Here is a 20734-nt window from a genome sequence, read left to right as displayed (position 1 = left end):
GGTTAAAAATCATAGGCAATCTTCGTATACCAGTACCCACCCCCCGGATAGAACGGCGGGTTGCCGTACGGCGCCAGGCCCAGGTTGCTGTACACCGCGTGTTTGTCCGGGCGTACATCGAAGATATTGGTGCCGCCGAGGCTGACGGTCAGATGGTCGATGAAGGTGTAGCTGACGTCCAGGTCGGTGATCCATTTGGCGCCGAAGCTGCGGTCGCCCGTGGGGTTGACCGCCAGGGTCTTGACCGCGCCATAGCGGCTGGTCTGCAGGTTGACCGCCAGGTCGTCGAGCTTCCAGTTGGCGCCGAGAATCCATTTGGTCTTGGGCGACGCTTCGGTGAGGTCGCCTTCACGGTCACGACCGACCAGTACCACACCGGAATTGCTCAGGGATGACGGGGTATCGCGCACGCCTTCGATGGTGGTCTTGTTCCAGTTGAAACCCAGGCTCCAGCGCACATCGCCCCAGGCGTCCAGTGGCGTGCTGTGGTCGGCGACGATATCCAGGCCGCGGGTGCGGGTGTCGAAGGCGTTGGTGTAGTAGTTGACCCAGGTGCCGGTGGGCACGCCCTGGGCACGCAGGATGCTGTTGATCACGCCATTGCCCTGGTCGTAGATATTGCTGGTCAGGGCGATGCGGTCGTCGATATCGATCAGGTAGGCATCGGCGGTGATACTGGTGCGTGGCGCCGGTTGCCAGGTCAGGCCCAGGCCGGCGTTGCGCGACTTCTCCGGCTTGAGGTCATCGCCGCCGAGGGCCTTGGCCAGGTTGCTGCCCGAGGGCGTCAGGCGGGTAACAGCCGGGACCACGTTGCCGTTGACGTCGGTGGCGACCCGGTTGTCCGCCACTGTGTAACCGATCTGGGTCAGTGAAGGCGCACGAAAACCGGTGCCGACGGTGCCGCGCACGGCGACGCTGTCGGTCAGTTCATAGCGCGAGTTCACTTTCAGGCCGAAGGTATTGCCGGAATCATCGTCGTAATGCTCGACCCGCCCGGCCACATCGAGGAACCAGCGCTCAGTGAGGTCGAAACCCAGGTCCAGATAACCCGCGTAGTTATTGCGGATCAGGCTGACTTCATCTTCCGGGCGAATGGTCACTGCCGCCTGGGCGCCGGACGCCGCCGGGTAACTGCCGGTGATGTAGGCGTCCGGCTCCCCGGCAAAGGTACTGAAATGCTCCCAGCGATGCTCGACCCCGGCCGACACCTGCACCGGTGAAGTCAGGTTGAACAGGCTGTCATAGCGACGGGTGAAGTCGAGGTTGTTGACCCACTGCTCGAAGCGAAAGGTTGCCAGGTTATCGAATTTGGTCGGTGACGCGGTACCCAGGGACGGGTTGATATTCAGGTCGCTGGAGTGATGAACGTTGTTGCGCCCGTAGGTGGTGCTCAGGTCCCAGTTCCAGTCGGCCACTTCACCTTTGCCGCCAAACAGGAACTGGTAGTCGCGGTCCTTGATATTGTTCAGCGGGTAGTAACCATCGGGGAACACCTCGGGCACCGCTGCGGTGCCGGTGGGCAGGCGGAAATAGTTGGCGGCCTCGGCATCGCGTTCGCCGTAGGTGGAGAAGGAGTACAGGGTCAGGTTATCCAGCGGCAATTCGGCGTTGTAGGCCAGGTTGAAGGCCTTGAGATCGGGGTCGCCATTCTTGATCGCTACCCGGTCCCAGGCCGCTTCCTTGACCGGGTCCTTGAAGGCCTTGACGCTGCTGTCAGCCTTGCCGTTCCACGAGGCATCACCGCGCTTGCGGGCATCGGCGGCGAAGTGAAAATAGCCGCTTTCGCCCAGCTTGAAACCTTCGTCACCGGCCACCTTGATGCTCTCGCCCTGGCCGGAAAACAGCTTGCCGTAGGTGCTTTCCAGATGACCGCCGGAACTGCCGGACTTGAGGATGATATTGATCACCCCGGCCACGGCGTCCGAGCCGTATTGAGCGGCGGCGCTGTCCTTGAGCACTTCGATATGGTCCACCGCGCTGACCGGAATCAGATCGATATCCACGGCATTGGCGCCGCTATTATCGATAGAGCCACGCTGGCCGGTGGCGCCATTGTGTCGCCGCTTGCCGTTGACCAATACCAATGTGTAGGCCGGACCCAGGCTGCGGTTGCTCAGGGGGCGGGTCACCGAGTTATAGCCCGCGATATTGGTGCCGAAGTTGAACGAGGGCAGCAGCTTGGAAATTGCCTCGGACAACTCGGCGCGGCCGGTCTTGAGCAACTGGTCGCTGTTGATCACATCGATGGGCGCCGGGCTGTCGGCCACCGTGCGCTGCTGGCCGCGTACACCGGTGGAAATCACTGTGACGGTATCCAGGTGAGTGTCATCGCTGGCGGCTTCGGCGAAGGGCGAGGCGGCGGCCAGCAGCAGGGAAGCAGTCAAGGCGGAAAAGGGGAAAGGCTTGTGTGCAGCAGGCGTAAAAGTGTCGGGCATGTCGGCAATAGTCCATTAAAACTGGCACTGGCCCTTGGTGCGGGTACAGCTGGCAAAGTCAGGTGAGAGTCAGTGAGGCGCTGCCCCGCTCAGGGGCAGCAGAGGGTGTCAGGCGCTGGCGGCCAGGAGCGTCTGCACGCTGTGGCGGTTCTGCGGGACGTCGATGCCCAGATGGCCGCGCAGGGTGCTGGTCTCGTATTCAGTGCGGAACAGGCCGCGCTCGCGCAGGATCGGCAGGACTTGCTCAGTGAAACGGGCGAACTCGCTGGGTGCGCCGATGCGGATATTGAAGCCGTCCACTGCGCCCTCGGTAAACCAGCGCTCGATCTCGTTGGCCACGGTCAGGGGCGAGCCGGCAAAACCGGTAAACGGCCGGGCAAAGCGTAGCGCGGTTTCGCGCAAGGTCAGGCCTTTCTCTTTGGCGACACGCTTGATGCGTTCGGCATGGCCGCGATAACCGTTACTGCCCAGATCGCCCAGTTCCGGGAAGGGGGCGTCCAGTTGGTATTGCTTGAAATCGTGGTAGTTGAAGGGGCGGCCCAGTTGGACCAAGGCTTTGCCTAGATCGATTTCGCCGTCGCGCTCACGCTGAATCGCCAGGGCCTCTTCATCGGTATCGGCGATGATCGGGCTGATGCCGGGGAACAGCAGAACCTGCGCCGGATCGCGGCCAGCCTGGGCGGTGCGCTTCTTGATGTCGGCGTAGTACTCCTTTGCGTCCTCGAAGTTATCGACCCCGGCGAAAATTCCCTCGGCGATATTGGCTGCCAGGCTACGCCCGGATTCAGACACCCCGGCCTGGAAAATCACCGGCTGGCCCTGGGCCGAGCGGGAGATATTCAGCGGCCCGGTGACCGAGAAGAACTCGCCGCGATGATTCAGGCGATGCTGCTTGCTCGGGTCGATAAAGCGCTTGTGGGCCTTGTCGCGAGGAAAAGCGTCGTCCTCGTAGCTGTCCCACAGGCCCTGAACCACCTGCACATGCTCCAGAGCCCGGCGATAGCGCTCGCCGTGATCGATATGTTGCTCGCGGCCGAAGTTGCCTGCCGCGCCTTCCAGCCCGGTGGTCACCACATTCCAGCCCGCGCGACCGTGGCTGATCTGGTCCAGGGAGGCGAACTGGCGGGCGACGTTGAAAGGTTCGGTGTAGGAGGTGGTCAGGGTCGCCACCAGGCCGATCTTGTCAGTGGCCCCGGCCAGGGCCGAAAGCAGCGTCAGGGGCTCCAGGCGATTGAGGAAGTGCGGCGCCGAGTCAGGCGTGATGTAGGGGCTGTCGACGATAAACACGAAGTCAAAATGCGCGGCCTCGGCGGCCCGGGCCTGTTGCTTGTACCAGTCGATATTGATGCTGGCATCACCGGGGATTTCCGGGTGCAGCCATTCCTGTTGATCGGTGCCGACGCCGGTGAGGATGGCGCCGAAATGCAGCTGACGTTTGCTCATGTTCATGTCCTTCGTGAGTGGATGTGTTGAGGCCTGTTGGAAGTCCGCGGACCCGTTGGAAATTAAGCCGGGTCAGGCTGTGAGGGGCTGTTTGCTGCGCAGGTCTTGCAGAAACGGATAATCGATATAGCCCTGGTCACCGCCGACGTAGAAACTGGCTTCGTCGGCGCTATTGAGTGCTGCCCGTTGACGAAAACGCGCGACCAGATCCGGATTGGCGATAAACAACCGGCCGAAGGCAACAAAGTCGGCACGACCCTGTTCGATAGCCCGTTGTGCGCTGTCCTGGTCAAACTCTCCGGCGAGAATCAGCGCACCCTTGAACAGCTCGCGCAGCCTTGGCGCCAAACGCTTTTGCGGGGCGATGGCGTCCGGTTCGATCAGGTGCAGATAGGCAATCGCGCGTGCCTGTAATTCCCGGGCGACGTGGCTGTAGAGCGCAACGGGGTCGCTATCACTGATGCCGTCCACGGCGAAATGCGGCGAGATCCGCACGCCGACCCGGGCCGCACCCAACTCGGCAATCGCGCCGTCGACTATCTCCAGCAGAAAGCGCGCGCGATTCTCCACCGAGCCACCGTAGTCATCGTCACGCTGATTGCTGCCGTCACGCAGGAACTGATCGATCAGGTAGCCGTTGGCGCCGTGGATTTCCACGCCATCGAAGCCGGCACGGCCTGAGTTGCGTACGGCCAGGCGGAAGTCGTTGACCCGTTGGGCGATTTCGTCCCGGCTCAGGGCGCGCGGCACGGGAAAGGGTTGCAAGCCGTCAGCGGTCGGTACTTCACCGACGGCCGCAATGGCCGAAGGCGCGACGGGCAGGGCGTTGCCGGGCAGGCGCGAGGAGTGCGCCTTGCGCCCTAGGTGAAACAGTTGCTGGAAGATCCGCCCGCCTGCGTCATGCACCGCTTTCGTGACGGGCTTCCAGGCTTCGACCTGAGCGTCATCGTGAATGGCCGAGCCACCAGGGCGGCTGACGCTTTCGGCGGATACGTGAGTGGCTTCGGAGATGATTAGCCCGGCGCTGGCGCGCTGCTCGTAGTAAGTGCGGACGCGGGGCAGGGGCTGACGATTATCGTGGTCGGAGCGGGCGCGGCCCAGCGGCGCCATGATGATGCGGTTGGGCAGGCTAAGGGCGCCGAGGGCGGCGCTCTGGTGCAGAGGTGAACTCATGAGGGATTGCTCCTGGGGGGCTTGGGTTACGGCCTCCGCCAGGCATGGGGTCGGTCTCTATGGAGTGAACATATCTCTATAAAAAACTGGAGTGAAAGTCTTTTTTGGAATAAGTTAATTATGAATTAAACGTATTTTATTGTTTTAATAAATTCATATATTTTTATAATTATTTCAGATGGTGTGATTTTTCGCTCAACGCTGCTCTACACGATTGAGAAACCGCCGGGTACGTTCGTTGTCCGGATTGAGCAGGATTTGTTCTGCAGAACCGTCGGCAACGATGCGTCCGCCTTCCATGAACAGCACCCGGTCGGCGATATCCTGGGCGAATTTCATCTCGTGGGTGACCAGCAGCATGGTCATCTGCTGCTCATGGGCGATGGCACGGATCACCGCCAGTACTTCGCCGACCAGTTCCGGATCGAGGGCCGAGGTCACTTCATCGAACAGCATGACTTGCGGACGCATGGCCAGGGCGCGGGCGATGGCCACACGCTGCTGTTGGCCGCCGGATAGCTGGCTGGGGTAGGCATCGGCCTTGTGCGCCAGCCCGACCAGACCCAGGTAATGGGCGGCACGATCCAGGGCTTCCTCACGGCTGACTTGCAGTACCTGAAGCGGCGCCTCGGTGATGTTTTCCCGCACGCTCAGGTGCGGGAACAGGTTGAATTGCTGAAAGACCATGCCGACCCGATGAACCGCGGCAGGCTTGGTCGTGCCGGGCCAGCGCCAGCGGCTTTTACGCGCCGGGACCGGATCACCGGCCACTTCGATGCTGCCGTGCTGGTAGCTTTCCAGACCCTTGATCAGGCGCAGGACCGTGGATTTGCCCGAGCCGCTGGGGCCGATCAGGGCGACTTTCTGGCCCTGGGGGATGCTCAGGTCGAGATGGTCGATGACCCTGGTCGCACCGAAATCCTTGACCACTTGGTGCAGCTGGATCTGCGCGGGTGCCATGCGCGGGACGGGTTCGAAATCAGACATGGCGGCGGCGCTCCAGGTAGTTGAAGAACAGGGAAGTCGGCACGCTGATCAGCAGGAACATCAGCGCCATCAGGGTGTAGGGCTCGTTGTAGCGATAGGTCATGCCTGCCACCTGCTTGGCGGCCTGGAACAGCTCGGGAATGGTGATCACCGCCAGCAGCGGCGTTTCCTTGAACATGCCGATTAGGTAGTTGCCGAGGATCGGCAGCATGGGTTTGACGGTCTGCGGCAGGATGATCCGGCGCCAGGTGGTAGCAGGGTCGAAGTCCAATGCCCGGGCGGCTTGCCATTGCCCGGCGGGAACACCGTCGATGGCGCCGCGAAAGGCTTCGGCAATGTAGGCGCCGTAATACAGACCCAGACCGATGACTCCGGTGCTGAAGGCGGGCAAGGTGAGACCGGCAAGCGGCAGGGCGAAGAACAGCACGTAGAGTTGCACCATCAAGGGTGTATTGCGAAAGAAGCTCAGGTAGGCGCGGCACAGCCTTGGCAGCAGCTTGCCGAGGGCGCGTTGTGCCAGCGCCAGCAGCAGGCCGACCAGTACCGCCAGCAGAAAACCGAGAAGCACGACTTGCACTGTCACCAGCAGGCCTTGCAGCAGTTCCGGGACGATCGACCAGGCAAAGGCGAAATCGAAATTCATGCGCTGCTCCCGGCACGCCGCCAGGCGCTGATGTGTTGTTCGTAGCGGCGTACCGCCCAGCTCAGCGGCCAGGCCATGACGAAGTAGCAGACCAGCACGATGCTCCAGATCAGGCTCTGCTGGCCCAGGGTGGTGACCAGTTGCGCGCCGGAGAAGGTCAGGTCGGTGAGGGTAATCAGCGAGACCAGCGAGGTGGTCTTCATCAGCTCCACCAGTTGGTTACCCAGCGGTGGCAGCATGAACGGCAGAGCCTGAGGCAGGATGATCCGGCGCAGAGCGGTCAGCGGGCTGAAGTCCAGGGCACGCACGGCATCACGCTGGCCATGGCTGACATTGACCAGGGCCGAGCGGACGATCTCCGACCCATAGGCCGAGAAGGTCAGGCCCAGGCCGAGTATCCCGGTGGTCATGGGCGACAGGCTGATACCGAACAGCGGCAGGATAAAGAACAGGTAGAACAGCAGGACCAGGGCGGAAATCCCGCGCAGGACCTCGACATACAGCGTCGCCACCCAACGCACGACCCGCCACGGCGACAGGCGCATCAAGGCGATGACGAAGGACAGCAGCAATACAATCAGCTCGGCGAAGAAAGTGATCTTCAGCGTGACCCAGGCACCGCTCGCCAGTTGACTGGCGATAAAGCGGGCCGTATCCATGGCCGGAGAATCGAAGAACATGGCCTGTACTCGTGTGGGTTAAGGCATGTGGGAGGTGCAGGATGTGGGACCGGCTTTAGCCGGGAGGACGCCCTCGCGGCTGAAGCCACTCCTGCGGGAAAAGCATTTCATTCAGCCAGGCGCTGCCGAAGGCTGCGAATGGGGCGAACCTATACCTCGCTTTCGCAGCCGTCGGCAGCTCCTGCCCATTGTCATAGCAAATCATATTGGCGCCAGGGTTGCCTCAACGCGCGCAACGCTGCTCGGCAGTGATATCTGCCGCAGGCAGCTCATTTTCGGTGTAGCCGTACTTTTGCAGGATTTTCAGCAGCTCGCCGGACGCGCGCAGCTTGGCCAGTTGTTCGTTGAAGGCCGCGATGAACGCAGGGTCGTTTTTCGGCAGGCCGTAGGCGTGGTAATTCCAGCTCGGCTTGCCTTCGGCATCGGGGATCTGCTCGAAGGGCAGGGCGCGTTCGATGGTCGGGCTATTGGTTTTCTTCACCAGGCTGATGATTTCGGCATCGGGAAAATACACCACGTCGACGCGACCGGCTTCCAGAGCGGCGACGGCTTCGGTGTCCTTGTCGAACAGCACCACGTTGGCGGTGGCAATGCCGCTGTCCTTGGCCTCCTGCACCTGGTTGCTGCCCGGTTGGGTGGCCAGGCGCGCCTTGCCGTTGCTGGCCACGTCCTTGAGGCTGTGCAGCTTCAGCGGGTTACCGGCCTTGACGATAAAGGCGCCGCCGGAGCGGGTCACCGGGTTGGAGTAGCCAATCACTTTGCAGCGGGCGCTGTTGATGAACAGGCCTGCGCCGATCAGATCGAAACGTCCGGCGGCAAGGCCGGGGACCAGAGAGCCGAAATCGGTGATCGGCGTATCGATCTTGCTGATGCCCAGCGGCGTGAGGATCGCCTGCAGGACTTCGATATTGGCGCCGGTGACTTTGCCATCGGTACCGATGTAGGCGTAGGGCTGCTCATTGGCAATCCCGGCGGTCAAGCCGCTGCTGCGACCTTTCTCCAGTAACCCGGCCGAAGCCGACAATGAGAACACCGCGTTCAGCAGAACGGCGGAACCGAGAACAGCGGAAAACGACAGCGCTTTAATGCCTTTCATCACAGGTGCCTGGAGGGTCGGGGAAATAGGAGAGGAGTGGACCTGATCGTTGCTGATAGCAGGACGCAAACCATTGCGCGGAACTGGATGTCGACTTTAAGGCTATAAGAATTTTTATTTAAATATCTTTAGGTAATAAGCATATGCCTGCAATCGGTGCCGATTGCGTCACGGCACCGATTCTGCAAAGATGCGCGCCATATAGGTAGGGGGGGTATGGTATGTCGCATATTACAGACGGCAAGGATGAATTGCTCAAGCGGGTCAGACGCATCGCCGGGCAGATTCAGGCCGTCGAACGGGCCATCGAGGGCGAGCACGACTGTGCCAAGACGCTGCATCTGGTTGCCGCGACTCGCGGCGCCATCAATGGCCTGATGGATGAAATCGTCGAAGCCCACGCCCGCGAGCATGTCGCCGCAGCCGGTTTGAGCGACGCCGAGCGCGCCCAGGGCGTTGAAGAGTTGATCACCGCCATTCGCCGTTACACGAAATAGGAAACCAACATGACTGATGCAACTGGCACCCACAGCCACGTCTTCCTCGGCGAGGCCCACGACGCCAATGCCCAGCGTACGCTGTGGGTCGTGGCCCTGACCGTGGTGATGATGGTCGGCGAGATTGCCGCCGGTTATCTCACCGGCTCCATGGCGCTGTTGGCCGATGGTTTTCACATGGCCACCCACGCCGGTGCCCTGGCGATTGCCGCAGCGGCCTACGCCTACGCCCGGCGTCATGCGGCGAGCAGCGCTTTCAGCTTCGGCACCGGCAAGGTGGGTGATCTGGGCGGCTTCGCTTCGGCGCTGATCCTCGGGCTGATTTCCATCGGCATCGGCATCGAGTCGCTGCTGCGCCTGTTTGAGCCTACCCGGGTCGAGTTCGCCACCGCGACCCTGATCGCCGTGGTCGGGCTGCTGGTCAATATCGTCAGTGCGCTGCTGCTGTCCGGCGGCCATCACCAGCATCATCACGAGCATGATCATGACCATGAGCACAGTCATGGCCATGACAATAACCTGCGCTCGGCCTACGTCCATGTACTGGCCGATGCCGTGACCTCGATCCTGGCCATCGCCGCTTTGCTGGCCGGGCGCTATCTGGGCTGGGTGTGGCTGGATCCGGCGATGGGCATTGTCGGCGCCCTGGTGATTGCGCGCTGGGCCATGACCTTGATGCGTGATACCGCAGGGGTGCTGCTGGATCGTACCGATGCCCACGTGGCCGAGGAAATTCGCGAGCTGGTGGAGGCGGGTGGGGAGGCGCGGATTACCGACCTGCACGTGTGGCGGGTCGGCCCCGGTGTCTGCGCGGCCATTGTCAGCGTGCTGGGCAATGCCGCCAGCGATGCCGACAGCATTCGTCGACGCCTGGCGCCCGTGCATGAGGTTTCCCACCTGACTGTCGAGTATCGGCGCCTGCAGGCAATCTGATCGACTTGGGCTATGATCGGCAGAATGACCCAGCCCATTCGTCAACCTTGTCCGCCCGGCGCCTGCGACTGCGGAAGGGAACAGCTGTCAGGCGCCGAACTGCGCATCCTCTGCCTCACCCGGCAGGAGGAAAAGCGCCTGCTCGAGCGCCTGGAAAACATCAGCAGCCTGCCGGATCTGGAACACATGCAGCGCAAGCTCTATGAGCAACTGGGCATTCGCCTGGAAATCGCCCCCGGTTTCAACGAAGTGCGCAGCATGCGTGGTATCCAGATCCAGATTCATGAACTGCCGGGCCTGTGTCGCAAGACCCGGGCCTCCATCCCCGCTGCGATTCGCCGGGGCATGGAGAAGCGGCCGGAAATCGCCTACACCCTGCTCAATGCCCATGACTTGCTCAGGGATGCTTGAAAGCAGTTGCAAGCGGCAAGCGATGAGCTGCGAGTTAGAAGCAGACCGCATTTAGCTTGAGGCGTGAAGCTAGCGGCTTGCAGCGCCAAGGAGCTCGTAAGCAATCTTCACGCGATCGGCATTGGGGTAATTCTTGTTCGCCAGTATCACCACGCCCAATCCCTTGCCCGGCACGAAGGCCACATAGTTGCCGAAGCCGTTGGTTGAGCCAGTCTTGTTGAACAGCACGTCACCTTCCGGTGCCTGTGGCGGGTTGAGCCATTGCACCGCATGGGGCTGGCTGACCATTTCCGGGGCATTGCCGGTTTGCAGGGTGTCCAGGTTCACAGGCCAGGCATAGGATTCCCAGCCCAGACCCTGGCTCATCTCGCCTACACGGTAATACCCGGCATGGGTGCTGGCGATGGCCTGTTGCAGAGGCGCGGGCAGCTCTGTGGGTTGCATGTTGAGCTGAAGGAAGCGGGCCATGTCTTCCAGGTTGGTCTTGACGCCATAAGCCTCGGCATCCAGCGCGCCACCCTTCAGGCGAGTCGGCTGATCGGTCTTGGTGTAGCCCTGGGCATAGAAGCTCATTTCGTCCTGGGGCACATCGATATAGCTGCTCTTCAAACCCAGTTCGGGAAACAGGCTGCCTTCCATCAACTCGTTGAATGGCTTGCCCAGGCTTTGCGCCGCCAGGTAGCCGAACAGGCCGATGCTGGGGTTTGAATACTGGCGGCGGGCGCCCACGGCTTCGGTGGGTTTCCAGATCGTGAAGTAGTCGAGCATCTTGTCGTGACTGTCGTAGGCGTCCGGGAACTGCAACGGCAGGCCGCCAGCGGTGTAGGTGGCCAGGTTGAGCAGGCGGATGCCGGCGAAGGCCGTGTTCTTGAGTGCAGGAAGGTGCTGGCTCGCCACGTCGGTCAATTGCAGCTTGCCTTGGGCCTGGGCCCAGCCGGCGAGAGTGGCGGTGTAGGTTTTGCTGATCGAGCCCAGTTCGAACAGGGTATGACGGTTCAAGGGCTCCATGGTGTCCCGGGAACTCAGGCCGAAATAGAAATAATGGGGTTTGCCATCCTTGATCACTGCGACGGCCATGCCGGCGATATTCTGGGCTTTCATGGTGGGCTGGACGGCGTGGCTGACCAGGGTTTGCAGGGTGTCCGGGGTCTGGGCGCTGGCGCCGAGCGACAGCAGCAAAGCGGTGGCAGCGAAGATCCCTGTGGTGATTTTTAGACGGGTTTGCATGAATGAAAAGGTCCATTGATTCATTTGCACGAGCGCCACTTTCGCGCTCGCTCCAATGGGACAATATACGCTTGTTGGGGGTGGGCTGGCCCTGGAGTCGGGTGACGCGGTGAGTCAGGTGCACCGCGTCATCGTTCTTCGCGGGCAAGCCTCGCTCCCACGCAATCATCCGCATTCGTTGGAGCGAGGCTTGCCCGCGAATCGGCAAATGAGTGACGCCTTCATCTACCAAAGAGCGATTTCATAGGTCAGGTAGATGCGGTAGTTATCCCGGTCATCCGAATAGGTTGAGCGCGAAATGGCATGGCTGAACTGGGTGCCCAGACCTTTGAAATAACCGTCCTGGATCACGTATTTCAAACTGGTATTGGTCTCGTGTTCCCGCGCCTGACGGTTTTTATAAATACCGTCGTCGCCCTTGTAGTAGCGGGTCATGAAGGTCAGGCCGGGTACGCCCACGGCAGCGAAATCGTAGTCATAACGGGCCATCCAGGTCTTTTCCCCGGCCTGAATGAACTTGCCGACGCTGGCGTTGCTGAAGGAATACACCGAGCCGCCGGTGACGTAGGGCAGGGCGGTGTCGCCATGCAGTTTCTGGTAGCCGAAACCCACGGCGCTACCGCCCTGGCGCCAGGTGAGCAGGCCGCTGAACATGTCGGCATCGACGCGCCCGGCAATGGCGCGGCCGCTGTCGGCGCTGCTGAAATAACGCAGGTCGGTGGTCAGGCTGCCCGCGCCAAGATTCCATTTGTGCACCGCACCGATGAATTCCTGCCGATAGAAGTCGCGCATCTCACCGTGGTAGCCGGTCAGGCTCAGGTTTGGCGTGAGCTTGTAGGTGGCTCCGGCAAAGTCGAAATCAGTGCCCTGGTCGCCGGAGTAGCCGTTGGGCGTCATGTCCACGCTGTCGGTGGAGTTACGTACCTTGTTCTTGTCGATATGCCCGGCATGCAGATAGAGATTGTCGACGCCGGTGTATTCGATCTGGGTGCCGCGGAATGTCTGCGGTACCAGGCGACCATCGTTGAACACCAGTACCGGGATTTTGGTCAGCAGGGTGCCACTCTTGATAAGCGCATCGCCGTAGCGAATCTTTGCCGTCAGGCCCAGAGAGCCATACTCGTCGGCAGCCCGGCCGTCGTCGTGGATCGGCAGCAGGCCAGTGTCATTGTGAGTCGGGCTGGAATCGAGCTTGATGCCGAGCAGGCCCAGGGCATCAACGCCGAAGCCCACCGGTCCGGGCGTAAAGCCGGACTGCACGTCAAGCAGCAGGCCCTGGGCCCACTCCTTGCGGTCATCTCCACCGTCGCGATAGCCGTCGTTGAAGTAGTAGTTATGCAGCTCCAGAGAGCCATGGGAGTCACTGAAAAAGCCTTCGGCGCGGGCGTCGCTACCCATAAGCGGAACGAAGCTCGAGCAGGCAATCAGTGAGGTCGCAAACAGGTATCGCATGACGCTGTCCTCTACGGGATAAGGGTTTTTATGGCAGCGGAAAAAGTGCAGAAAGCCCCGGTCTTCGGACAGTCGTGAAACTGGACGCCAGGTTGCTTTGCGGCGGACACTAGCGGCTCGCAAAAGCCCTTACAACGTTATGCGCAGGGCGCATCGGGCTATGCGAAAAGGCGGTTTTCAGGGGTGTGGCGGGGGTGGCATGGCGAGCGAAAAGATATTGAATTTCAAACAGTTGGAAGCCTTCAAGGCGATCATGGCGACGGGGTCGACCATCGGCGCAGCGGCGCATATGGAGCTGTCGCAATCGGCGGTCAGCCGCTTGCTCGGTCAGCTCGAAGAGAGCCTTGGAGTGGCGCTGTTCCTGCGCCGCAACGGGCGTCTGACGGCGACCCCGGAGGCCGAAGAACTGTTGGCCGATATCACCGGCGTGATCGATGGCATGCAGCGCGTGCAACGCATGGCCGACCAGTTGCGCCTGGGCCGTTCGCGCAAGACCCTGCTCAAACTGGGCGTACCGCCAAGCATGACCCAACAGCTGATACCGCGACTGGTCTCAAGCTATCTGCGCGAGCGGGACGAGGTGGTGGTGGAGTTGCTGACGGGCTCCAACAGCTACCTGGAACGCGCGGTGCTGGAGCATTCGGCGGATCTGGCCCTGGTCCGCCTGCCCACCGAACTGGACGGGCTGGAAGTGGTGCCGGTAGTGGAAGCCAATGGCGTCTGCGTGTTGCCCGTGGGGCACCCGCTGACCGCCAAGGAGGTGATCGACATCACCGACTTGCGCGGCGTGCCGCTGGTGATGCTTGGCCGCCAGCGCACCTTGCGTGCGGAGCTGGATCTGCTGATGCGCGGCGCCCGCGTTGCGCCCCAGGTGCGGGTCGAGGTGCACTCGGTCAGTGCGGCCTGTGCCTTTGTCGCCGAGGGCGTGGGAGTGTCCATCGTCAACGAGTTCCTGGTCAGCCATTTTCGTGATCTGCCGATTGTCACCCGGCCGTTCTTACCGAGCCTGCCCCATGCCTTTGGCTTGATCTTTCGCAGCGGCCAGCCGCGCTCGTTGATGCTGGAACATTTCGCCGACTTCATCGTTGCGCAGTTGCGTGAAGCGTCTGACGCGGCCTTGCACAACTCACAAAACAGCTAGCCTTACCCGCTTTACGCATAACGTTGTGTGCCCCTGTGCGGTTGTCTTAAGTTCTCCATCGCCTGCTCTGCGCAGTGAAAAAATGCGCAGCGGGCGAATACCAACAAGAACAAGACGAGAGCCTGTCATGTCGCTATCTGCATGTGTTACCCAGGTCGTTCTGGCGCCGTTTTCCGGCGCATTTGTATGTGTCTGCCGTTGACCGGCCAGGGCGCGTTGTCTGCGTCGGGCCAGCTCCACTCCAACATTTGCCAGAGCGCCAAACATGAATGAATCCCTGAACCCCACGTTGCCGGTCGGCAGCGTCGATACGCCAAAACGCCAGGCGAAGCATCACCAAGTGGAGCATCGCCAGTTGAACCCGGCGATCATCCTGCTGGTGATCGTCTTCCTGGCCATGTTCATGACCTATGTCGTGACCTCGGGTGAATACCAGCGCAAAGGTATTCTGGTGGTGCCTGGTTCCTACCAGACCCTGGAAAAAGACGCTTCCCCGGCCCAGCTGTGGTCTACCGCAGAGCGTAAACCCGAAGACAAGGCGGCGCGTCCGGTGAGCCTGACCGAAGCCTTCCTCGCCATTCCTCAGGGTATCGAGAAAAGTGTCGGGCTGATTTTCATGGTGCTGTTTATCGGCGGCATGCTCGGCATTCTCAGCCGTACCGGCACCATCACCGCAGGGCTTGAGCGCCTGCTGGGCGCGACCAAGGGCAATGTGTACGTACTGGTGCCGTGCCTGATGCTGGCGTTTTCCGCAGGCAGTACCTTTATGGGCATGGCCAAGGAATACATCGTCATTGTGCCCCTGATGGTCGCCCTGGCGAATCGCATGGGCCTGCCGAATATTGTCGGCCTGGCCTTGGTAGTGGTGCCGCTGAAGATCGGCTACCTCGCTTCGGTGACCAGCCCGGTGGCATTGTCGGTGGCCCAGCCCATCGTCGGCCTGCCGGTATTCAGCGGTATGGGCATGCGCTTGCTGGCCTATGTGATCCTGTTGATTGTCGGCACCGGTTTCATGTTTCTGCTGTTGCGTCGCTACGGCTTCAACCGGGCGGTGGCCGCTCAGTTCGAAGGCGGTCGCCTGACTGTACGCCAGGCTTTGAATCTGCTGCTGTTGGGTGCCGGTATCGGCTTTCTGATCTACGCCTCCAATACCTGGCATTGGCACTATCCGGCGCTGTCGGCCTATTACCTGGTGTTGGGCATGCTGTTCGCGGCAGTGGCTGGCTTGCGTCCCAGTGATGCGGCCAATGCTTTTATCGAAGGCATGCAGAAGGTGCTGATCGCCGGGGTGATGATCGGTCTGGCCACGGCGGTGCAAATCATCCTCGCCACTGGCGATGTGCTCGACAGCATCGTCAACTGGCTGGCGCAACTGATTGGCAGCCACGGCCCGTTTGTCTCGGCCTTGGGCATGTTCTTCAGCCAGTTGCTGTTGGAACTGCTGATCCCGTCCACCTCCGGGCAGGCGGCGGTGACCATGCCGATCTTCGGCCCGTTGGCGCAGTTGTCCGGAGTAACGCCCCAGACCACGGTCTACGCCTTCCTGCTCGGCCATGGCCTGACCAACATGATCAGCCCCACCTCCAGCGGCTTGCTGGTATTGCTTGCCGCCGCCCAGGTTGGCTGGGGGCAGTGGGCGCGGATGATCCTGCCGCTGATGCTGGTGTTCTCGGTGATCGCCATTGCATTGCTGATGCTCGCTGTCCTGATTGGTTACTGAAACTCACTTCCTGCAAGGTTTTGTCATGATGATTTCCAACTCCAGCGCAGCCATGACGGTGCTGCGCGACGTCGCCGTGTGCCTGCGCGATGGCGTGCAACTGGCAACCGATATCTACCTGCCGACTAAGCAACCCGGTCCATGGCCGGTGATTATCGAACGTACGCCTTACGACAAAAGCCAGCCATCGCGCTCGGAAAAACGCCTCGACGGTCATCATCTGACTCGCGAGGAAATGGCCGCTGCCTTCACCCTGGCCGGTTTCGTGGTGATCTTCCAGGATTGCCGTGGGCGTCACGGCTCTCAGGGCACTTTTACCAAGTACATTAATGAAGGCGAGGACGGCTACGACACCCTGGCCTGGATCATCGAACAGCCATGGTGCAATGGTCGGGTCGGCAGCATGGGCCTGTCCTACGCGGCCCATACGCAACTGGCCATGGCCTGCCTCAACCCACCGGGGCTGACCACCATGGTGCTGGACTCCGGCGGCTTCTATAACGCCTACCAGTGTGGCGTGCGCCAGGGCGGCGCCTTCGAACTCAAGCAGGCGACCTGGGCTTATCGCCGGGCCATGGAAAGCCCGGCGGCCAAGGCTGATCCGGCCATTCTGCAAGCCCTGCAGGATGAGGATATCCATGCCTGGTTCAAGCGCATGCCCTGGGGCAGCGGGCATTCGCCGCTGCGCCATCTGCCGGAGTACGAGGACTATCTGCTGGAGCAATGGTCCCGGGGGCGCTTCGATGAGTACTGGCAGCAACTGGGCATCTATGCCGAGGGGCATTACGCGCAGATTCCCGATATTCCGGTGCTGTTCATGTCCAGCTGGTATGACGCCTATGTCAGCTCGACCCTGGCCAATTACACCGCCTTCAGGGACGGGCGCAAGGCGCCGCAGCGGCTGATCATGGGCCCCTGGCTGCACGGCGACCGTAACATCACCCATAGCGGCAACGCCGAGTTTGGTCCGGCGGCAGCCTTCGATGGGCATCTGGACAGCGACTGGCTGGCCTGCCGCCTGAAGTGGTTCGAACAGCATCTCAAGGGCGAACCGGGCGCAGAAGAACCGGGTGCGGCGGTGCAGCTGTTCCTCATGGGCGGTGGCACGGGGCGGCGTGATGGGCAAGGCCGTCTGGAGCATGGCGGCAAGTGGATCGAGGCAACGCAATGGCCGTTGCCGCAGAGCCAAGAGGTCGGGTTTTATCTGCAGCCCGAACTTGGCCTGGATACGGCGGCGCCAGTAGTTGAGGCGGTGTTGAGCTATACCAGTGACCCCGATAACCCGGTGCCGACCATCGGTGGTGCGCTGACCTCTGGAGCGCCGATCTTTGCCGGCGGTGCCTTCGATCAGCGCGAAACTGCCGAGTTCTTCGGCACTGCGGGGGATGGCCGCGCGTTGTGCGAGCGGGGCGACGTATTGAGTTTTCAGACTGAGCCGCTGGCCGAGGATTTGATCATCGCCGGGCCGGTGACGGTGCAGTTGTGGGTCGACAGCGATGGCCTGGACACTGATTTCACTGCCAAGCTGGTGGATGTCTACCCACCCAGTGGCGACTATCCCCAGGGCTACGCGATGAATATCACCGACGGCATTTTACGTTGCCGGTACCGGGACTCATGGCAGCAGCCGAGCCTGCTGGAGCCAGGGCACAAGGTGGCGATCACTATCGAGCCGTTTGCCACCTGCAATCTGTTCAAACAGGGCCATCGTTTGCGCCTGGATATCGCCAGCAGCAATTTCCCGCACTTCGACGTCAACCCCAACAGCGGTGAGCCGGAGGGGCAGGCTGTGCAACGACGGGTGGCGCGCAACAGCCTGCACCTGGGGCCGCAGAGCCCGTCGCGATTGCTGGTGCGGGTGCTGCGGCGCCAGGAGTAGGTCATTCGCCGCGAATGTATCCCTCCATCTGCTTGATCAGGCTGGCTTGTTCATCAATAGCTTCCTTGACCAGGTCACCGATGGACAGCAGGCCGAGCAACTGGTCGTTGTCCACCACCGGCAAGTGGCGCAGGTGTTTGTTGGTCATTAACTCCATGCAGGCCGCGACGGTGTAGGCCGAGTCGACGGTGAAAACCGGCGAACTCATGATCGCGCTGACCGGCGTACCCACGGAGGAACGACCCTTGAGAATCATCTTGCGCGCGTAGTCACGCTCACTGACCACACCGACGACCTTGCCTCCTTGTACCACCGGCAGGGCACCGATGTTTTTCTCGGCCATCAACTGCAATGCTTCGAGAACCATCTGGTCGGGGCCGATGGTATGGACTTGCTGGTGGTCCAGGGCTTTGAGCTTGAGGAGCTGGGCAACGGTCTTCATGGGCATTCTCCGGTGTGGCTTTGTATAGGGGCGGCGTGCCCTTGTTATTGATTGCCTGGGGGCTCCTACAGAATCATAGACACAAGCCCGCAGAGCAAGCGTGAATACGGCATCGGGCAGTGGGAAAACGTCATGATGCGGGTTTCCAATTGGACTTAAGTGGATGGCGAGTCAGCCCTTGGCCCCGCAATCATCGGGCTAGAGCCTTTGCGGGGGTGGATCAGCGCTATCGATAGTTGGTATGCGTACGGGTGGTTTTTCATCGAGGGTGAGTGGCCGTAGATTTGGCCCATCACTTAGCGACTCACCACTTCATCAAGCCTCTTGGAGAAACATCATGAAACGCGCCATTGCCTTTGGTTTTGCCCTTTCTGTCCTGACCGCTACTGCAGCCATGGCCAGCCCACAAACCGTCACCAGCCAGCCTTCGATGGCCAGCGCCGCGAGCAGCCTGCGTCTGGTTGATCGTGTCCACGCCGATGGCAAGCAAGTCCGTGTTGCCCAGACTGGTGACAAAGCGTTCAGCCAGTCCCTGGAACAGGGCAAGGTCCTGGTTGCCGAGAACCGTCGCGAGTTCGGTTCGCAGTACCAGCGCTACTGATTGCGACCGCCCATGCGGTTGAAAAAAAAAGCCCGGCTTGCCGGGCTTTTTGCTGTCTGGCGATTGCGAACCAGGCTGCCGGAAAACAAGATGGCTCGCGCATTCGTTATCGCAAATTCATACGTTAAGGTAGGAAAAATCTTACTTCGTTGGTCATCTCGGCCTTACATTTCAACTTGGAGAACACGTTATCATCGCCGCCTGCACGGGTGACCTTCGTGTGTCATTCCCCATAGGCATGAAAATGAACAAAGAGATGTTGGACGACTTCTCTGTGCTTGCCCGGACGGCATATAAGCGTGACTGGGACAGTCAATTGCGCGCAGTGTTACAACGAATCGGATATGAGCATTATCTGATGAATCCCGGATTTTCGACGATCAATGATCCCTTCCATAATACCGTGACCAATTATCCTGTCGAATGGATCCGTAGTTATAAAGATGAAAACCTTATTGTCGTAGACCCGATACTCAGGCATTGCCGCCGCCATTTCGTCCCCTTGTTCTGGGGCCCGGCGCGCAGGCGTGCACGCGGCGGATCCGTGGGGTTCTGGCGTACCTACGAACGACATGGCCTTATCCACGGGGTGAGCATTCCACTGCGTTACAACGATATGAGTGGATCACTCAGTGTTGTCCAACGCATAAAGCCAGACTATGAGTTTGATCAGGATCTGGATGGCCCGCTCGGTAAACTGTTTATGCTTATTCCCTTTATGCTGGAGGGCGCGCGCAAACATCTGAGTCATCCGGATGAATTCCACAGCGACCTGACCCTGCGCGAGTTTGAAGTGTTGAAATGGTCCGGTGCGGGCAAAACCACCTGGGAAATAAGCTGCATCCTCGGATGTTCGGAGCGCACCATCAATTTTCATATTGCCAATGCCATTCGCAAACTCGGTGCCACCAATCGTCGTCAGGCCGTCTGTGTGGCAATGGCCCGAGGCTTGATTGCAGTGGAGTGAGTAAGCGGCGATTCGCGGCGATTCATGGCGTTTCGCGCGGCGCCACAAAATAATTTCATCGGCATGGAATAAGTCTTTTCGGCGTTCGTCCGACTCACAACTGGCCAACATCGGCTGGCCTTAACGATCACTCTGTCGAGACGAATTCCATGAAAATGCTCAGCGCCCGCACTTTGTTTGCCGCCGCATCCCTGACCCTGCTCGCCGCCGGTATGGCCCAGGCCGCGCCTGCCGCACCGATCCACAACATCGTACTGGTACACGGTGCCTTCGTGACCGGCGCAGGCTGGAAGCCGGTGTATGACATTCTGCAAAAAGACGGTTATCACGTCTCTATTGCCCAGCATCCCCTGACCGGCTTTGCCGAGGACGTGACTGCGGTCAAACGCATTCTGGCGATGCAGGATGGCCCGACCATTCTGGTAGGGCACAGCTATGGCGGTGCGGTGATTTCCGATGCCGGGACTGACGATCACGTTGCGGGCCTGGTATACATCGCCGCGCACGCTCTGGATGTCGGTGAAACCGAAGCCGAAAACGGCAAGAAATTCCCCAACGCCACCAAGGCAGTGAAGAAGACCTCAGATGGTTTCCTCTATCTGGATCCGGCGTTCTACCCGGCTGACTTTGCCGCCGACCTGCCCAAGGCCCAGGCTGAATTCGAAGCCAACGCTCAGGCGCTGACCTCGGCTTCGGTCTTCACTACCGCCGCGACCAATGCCGCCTGGAAAACCAAGCCAAGCTGGTATGCCGTGGCCAAGTCCGACCGCATCATCAACCCGGACCTGGAGCGCATGTACGCCAAGCGCGCCAATGCCCACACCATCGAGATCGATGGCGCCAGCCATGCAGTGTACGAGTCCCATCCGAAAGAAGTGGCGGCGCTGATCGAACAGGCTGCGCAGCATGCGCTTGACGGGAAATAAGACCGGCATTTTTGGGAGCGAGGCTTGCCTCGCTCTTATAAATCAACGCATAACCCACTGAATCACAGAGACTCTGTGGGA

At 60.7% G+C, this 20734-nt stretch carries 19 protein-coding genes; 9 read left to right on the top strand and 10 right to left on the bottom strand.

Going from position 1 to position 20734, the window contains the following annotated elements; genetic code table 11:
- Positions 1-2: 2 nt before the first annotated feature.
- From M2401_RS27920 to ehuB, 7 genes are all read right to left on the bottom strand, one after another.
- Positions 3-2435 (bottom strand): TonB-dependent siderophore receptor, encoded by a 2433-nt coding sequence (locus M2401_RS27920; RefSeq protein WP_259108631.1) that lies wholly within the window; start codon positions 2433-2435, stop codon positions 3-5.
- A gap of 108 nt (positions 2436-2543) precedes the next feature.
- A complete protein-coding gene (locus M2401_RS27915) occupies positions 2544-3878 on the bottom strand; it encodes an LLM class flavin-dependent oxidoreductase (protein ID WP_259108630.1) in 1335 nt (444 codons plus the stop codon).
- A 72-nt stretch (positions 3879-3950) separates the two neighbouring features.
- Positions 3951-5051 (bottom strand): alkene reductase, encoded by a 1101-nt coding sequence (locus M2401_RS27910; RefSeq protein ID WP_259108628.1) that lies wholly within the window; start codon positions 5049-5051, stop codon positions 3951-3953.
- Between the two features lie 195 nt (positions 5052-5246).
- Entirely contained in the window at positions 5247-6038 is a 792-nt protein-coding gene (locus M2401_RS27905) for an amino acid ABC transporter ATP-binding protein (protein WP_310504157.1), read from the bottom strand.
- Positions 6031-6681, bottom strand: a complete 651-nt coding sequence (gene ehuD / locus M2401_RS27900) for an ectoine/hydroxyectoine ABC transporter permease subunit EhuD (protein ID WP_259108626.1) — start codon at positions 6679-6681, stop codon at positions 6031-6033. The genes M2401_RS27905 and ehuD overlap by 8 nt, the downstream gene beginning before the upstream one ends.
- Positions 6678-7361 carry an ectoine/hydroxyectoine ABC transporter permease subunit EhuC gene (gene ehuC / locus M2401_RS27895; protein WP_259108624.1) on the bottom strand — a complete coding sequence of 228 codons (684 nt, stop codon included), beginning with the start codon at positions 7359-7361 and terminating at the stop codon, positions 6678-6680. The genes ehuD and ehuC overlap by 4 nt, the downstream gene beginning before the upstream one ends.
- Before the next feature lie 223 nt (positions 7362-7584).
- Entirely contained in the window at positions 7585-8457 is an 873-nt protein-coding gene (gene ehuB / locus M2401_RS27890) for an ectoine/hydroxyectoine ABC transporter substrate-binding protein EhuB (protein WP_259108622.1), read from the bottom strand.
- A 221-nt stretch (positions 8458-8678) separates the two neighbouring features.
- Here ehuB and M2401_RS27885 point away from each other — a divergent pair, with 221 nt between their 5' ends.
- From M2401_RS27885 to M2401_RS27875, 3 genes are read left to right on the top strand one after another with little or no spacing between them, the layout of a single operon-like run.
- Complete coding sequence (locus tag M2401_RS27885; protein WP_259108621.1) at positions 8679-8954, top strand: metal/formaldehyde-sensitive transcriptional repressor; 276 nt, start codon at positions 8679-8681, stop codon at positions 8952-8954.
- Positions 8955-8963: 9 nt separating this feature from the next.
- Positions 8964-9887 (top strand): CDF family Co(II)/Ni(II) efflux transporter DmeF, encoded by a 924-nt coding sequence (gene dmeF / locus M2401_RS27880; protein ID WP_259108619.1) that lies wholly within the window; start codon positions 8964-8966, stop codon positions 9885-9887.
- Between the two features lie 24 nt (positions 9888-9911).
- Positions 9912-10298, top strand: coding sequence for a hypothetical protein (locus M2401_RS27875; RefSeq protein WP_259108609.1), 387 nt, complete (start codon positions 9912-9914; stop codon positions 10296-10298).
- Positions 10299-10367: 69 nt separating this feature from the next.
- Here the strand turns inward: M2401_RS27875 and ampC are convergent, their stop codons facing one another.
- A complete protein-coding gene (gene ampC, locus M2401_RS27870) occupies positions 10368-11525 on the bottom strand; it encodes a class C beta-lactamase (RefSeq protein WP_259108607.1) in 1158 nt (385 codons plus the stop codon).
- Positions 11526-11750: 225 nt separating this feature from the next.
- Positions 11751-12977: an OprD family porin gene (locus M2401_RS27865; RefSeq protein WP_409033995.1), complete on the bottom strand. Its 1227-nt coding sequence runs from the start codon at positions 12975-12977 to the stop codon at positions 11751-11753.
- Between the two features lie 199 nt (positions 12978-13176).
- On the opposite strand from M2401_RS27865, the gene M2401_RS27860 reads away from it, so the two are divergent.
- The 3 genes from M2401_RS27860 (at position 13177) to M2401_RS27850 (ending at position 17717) form a co-directional block, all read left to right on the top strand.
- The gene (locus tag M2401_RS27860; RefSeq protein WP_259108606.1) at positions 13177-14118 is read left to right on the top strand and encodes a LysR family transcriptional regulator; all 942 of its coding nucleotides are present in this window, start codon (positions 13177-13179) and stop codon (positions 14116-14118) included.
- A 265-nt stretch (positions 14119-14383) separates the two neighbouring features.
- Positions 14384-15838: a YfcC family protein gene (locus M2401_RS27855; RefSeq protein WP_259108604.1), complete on the top strand. Its 1455-nt coding sequence runs from the start codon at positions 14384-14386 to the stop codon at positions 15836-15838.
- Between the two features lie 52 nt (positions 15839-15890).
- A complete protein-coding gene (locus tag M2401_RS27850) occupies positions 15891-17717 on the top strand; it encodes a CocE/NonD family hydrolase (protein WP_259108925.1) in 1827 nt (608 codons plus the stop codon).
- A gap of 1 nt (position 17718) precedes the next feature.
- Here M2401_RS27850 and M2401_RS27845 read toward each other — a convergent pair whose 3' ends face one another.
- Complete coding sequence (locus tag M2401_RS27845) at positions 17719-18159, bottom strand: CBS domain-containing protein (RefSeq protein ID WP_259108602.1); 441 nt, start codon at positions 18157-18159, stop codon at positions 17719-17721.
- Positions 18160-18496: 337 nt separating this feature from the next.
- On the opposite strand from M2401_RS27845, the gene M2401_RS27840 reads away from it, so the two are divergent.
- From M2401_RS27840 to M2401_RS27830, 3 genes are all read left to right on the top strand, one after another.
- Positions 18497-18760 (top strand): hypothetical protein, encoded by a 264-nt coding sequence (locus M2401_RS27840; RefSeq protein ID WP_259108601.1) that lies wholly within the window; start codon positions 18497-18499, stop codon positions 18758-18760.
- Positions 18761-19004: 244 nt separating this feature from the next.
- Entirely contained in the window at positions 19005-19727 is a 723-nt protein-coding gene (locus tag M2401_RS27835; protein ID WP_259108599.1) for a LuxR family transcriptional regulator, read from the top strand.
- Between the two features lie 149 nt (positions 19728-19876).
- On the top strand, positions 19877-20653 hold the full coding sequence (locus tag M2401_RS27830) for an alpha/beta hydrolase (RefSeq protein WP_259108597.1): 777 nt from the start codon (positions 19877-19879) through the stop codon (positions 20651-20653).
- Positions 20654-20734 lie beyond the last annotated feature (81 nt).

This window comes from Pseudomonas sp. JUb42 (assembly GCF_024807945.1).
Classification (GTDB): domain Bacteria; phylum Pseudomonadota; class Gammaproteobacteria; order Pseudomonadales; family Pseudomonadaceae; genus Aquipseudomonas.
Note: the sequence above shows the minus strand (reverse complement) of the source record. Positions and strands in the feature narration are given on the sequence as shown.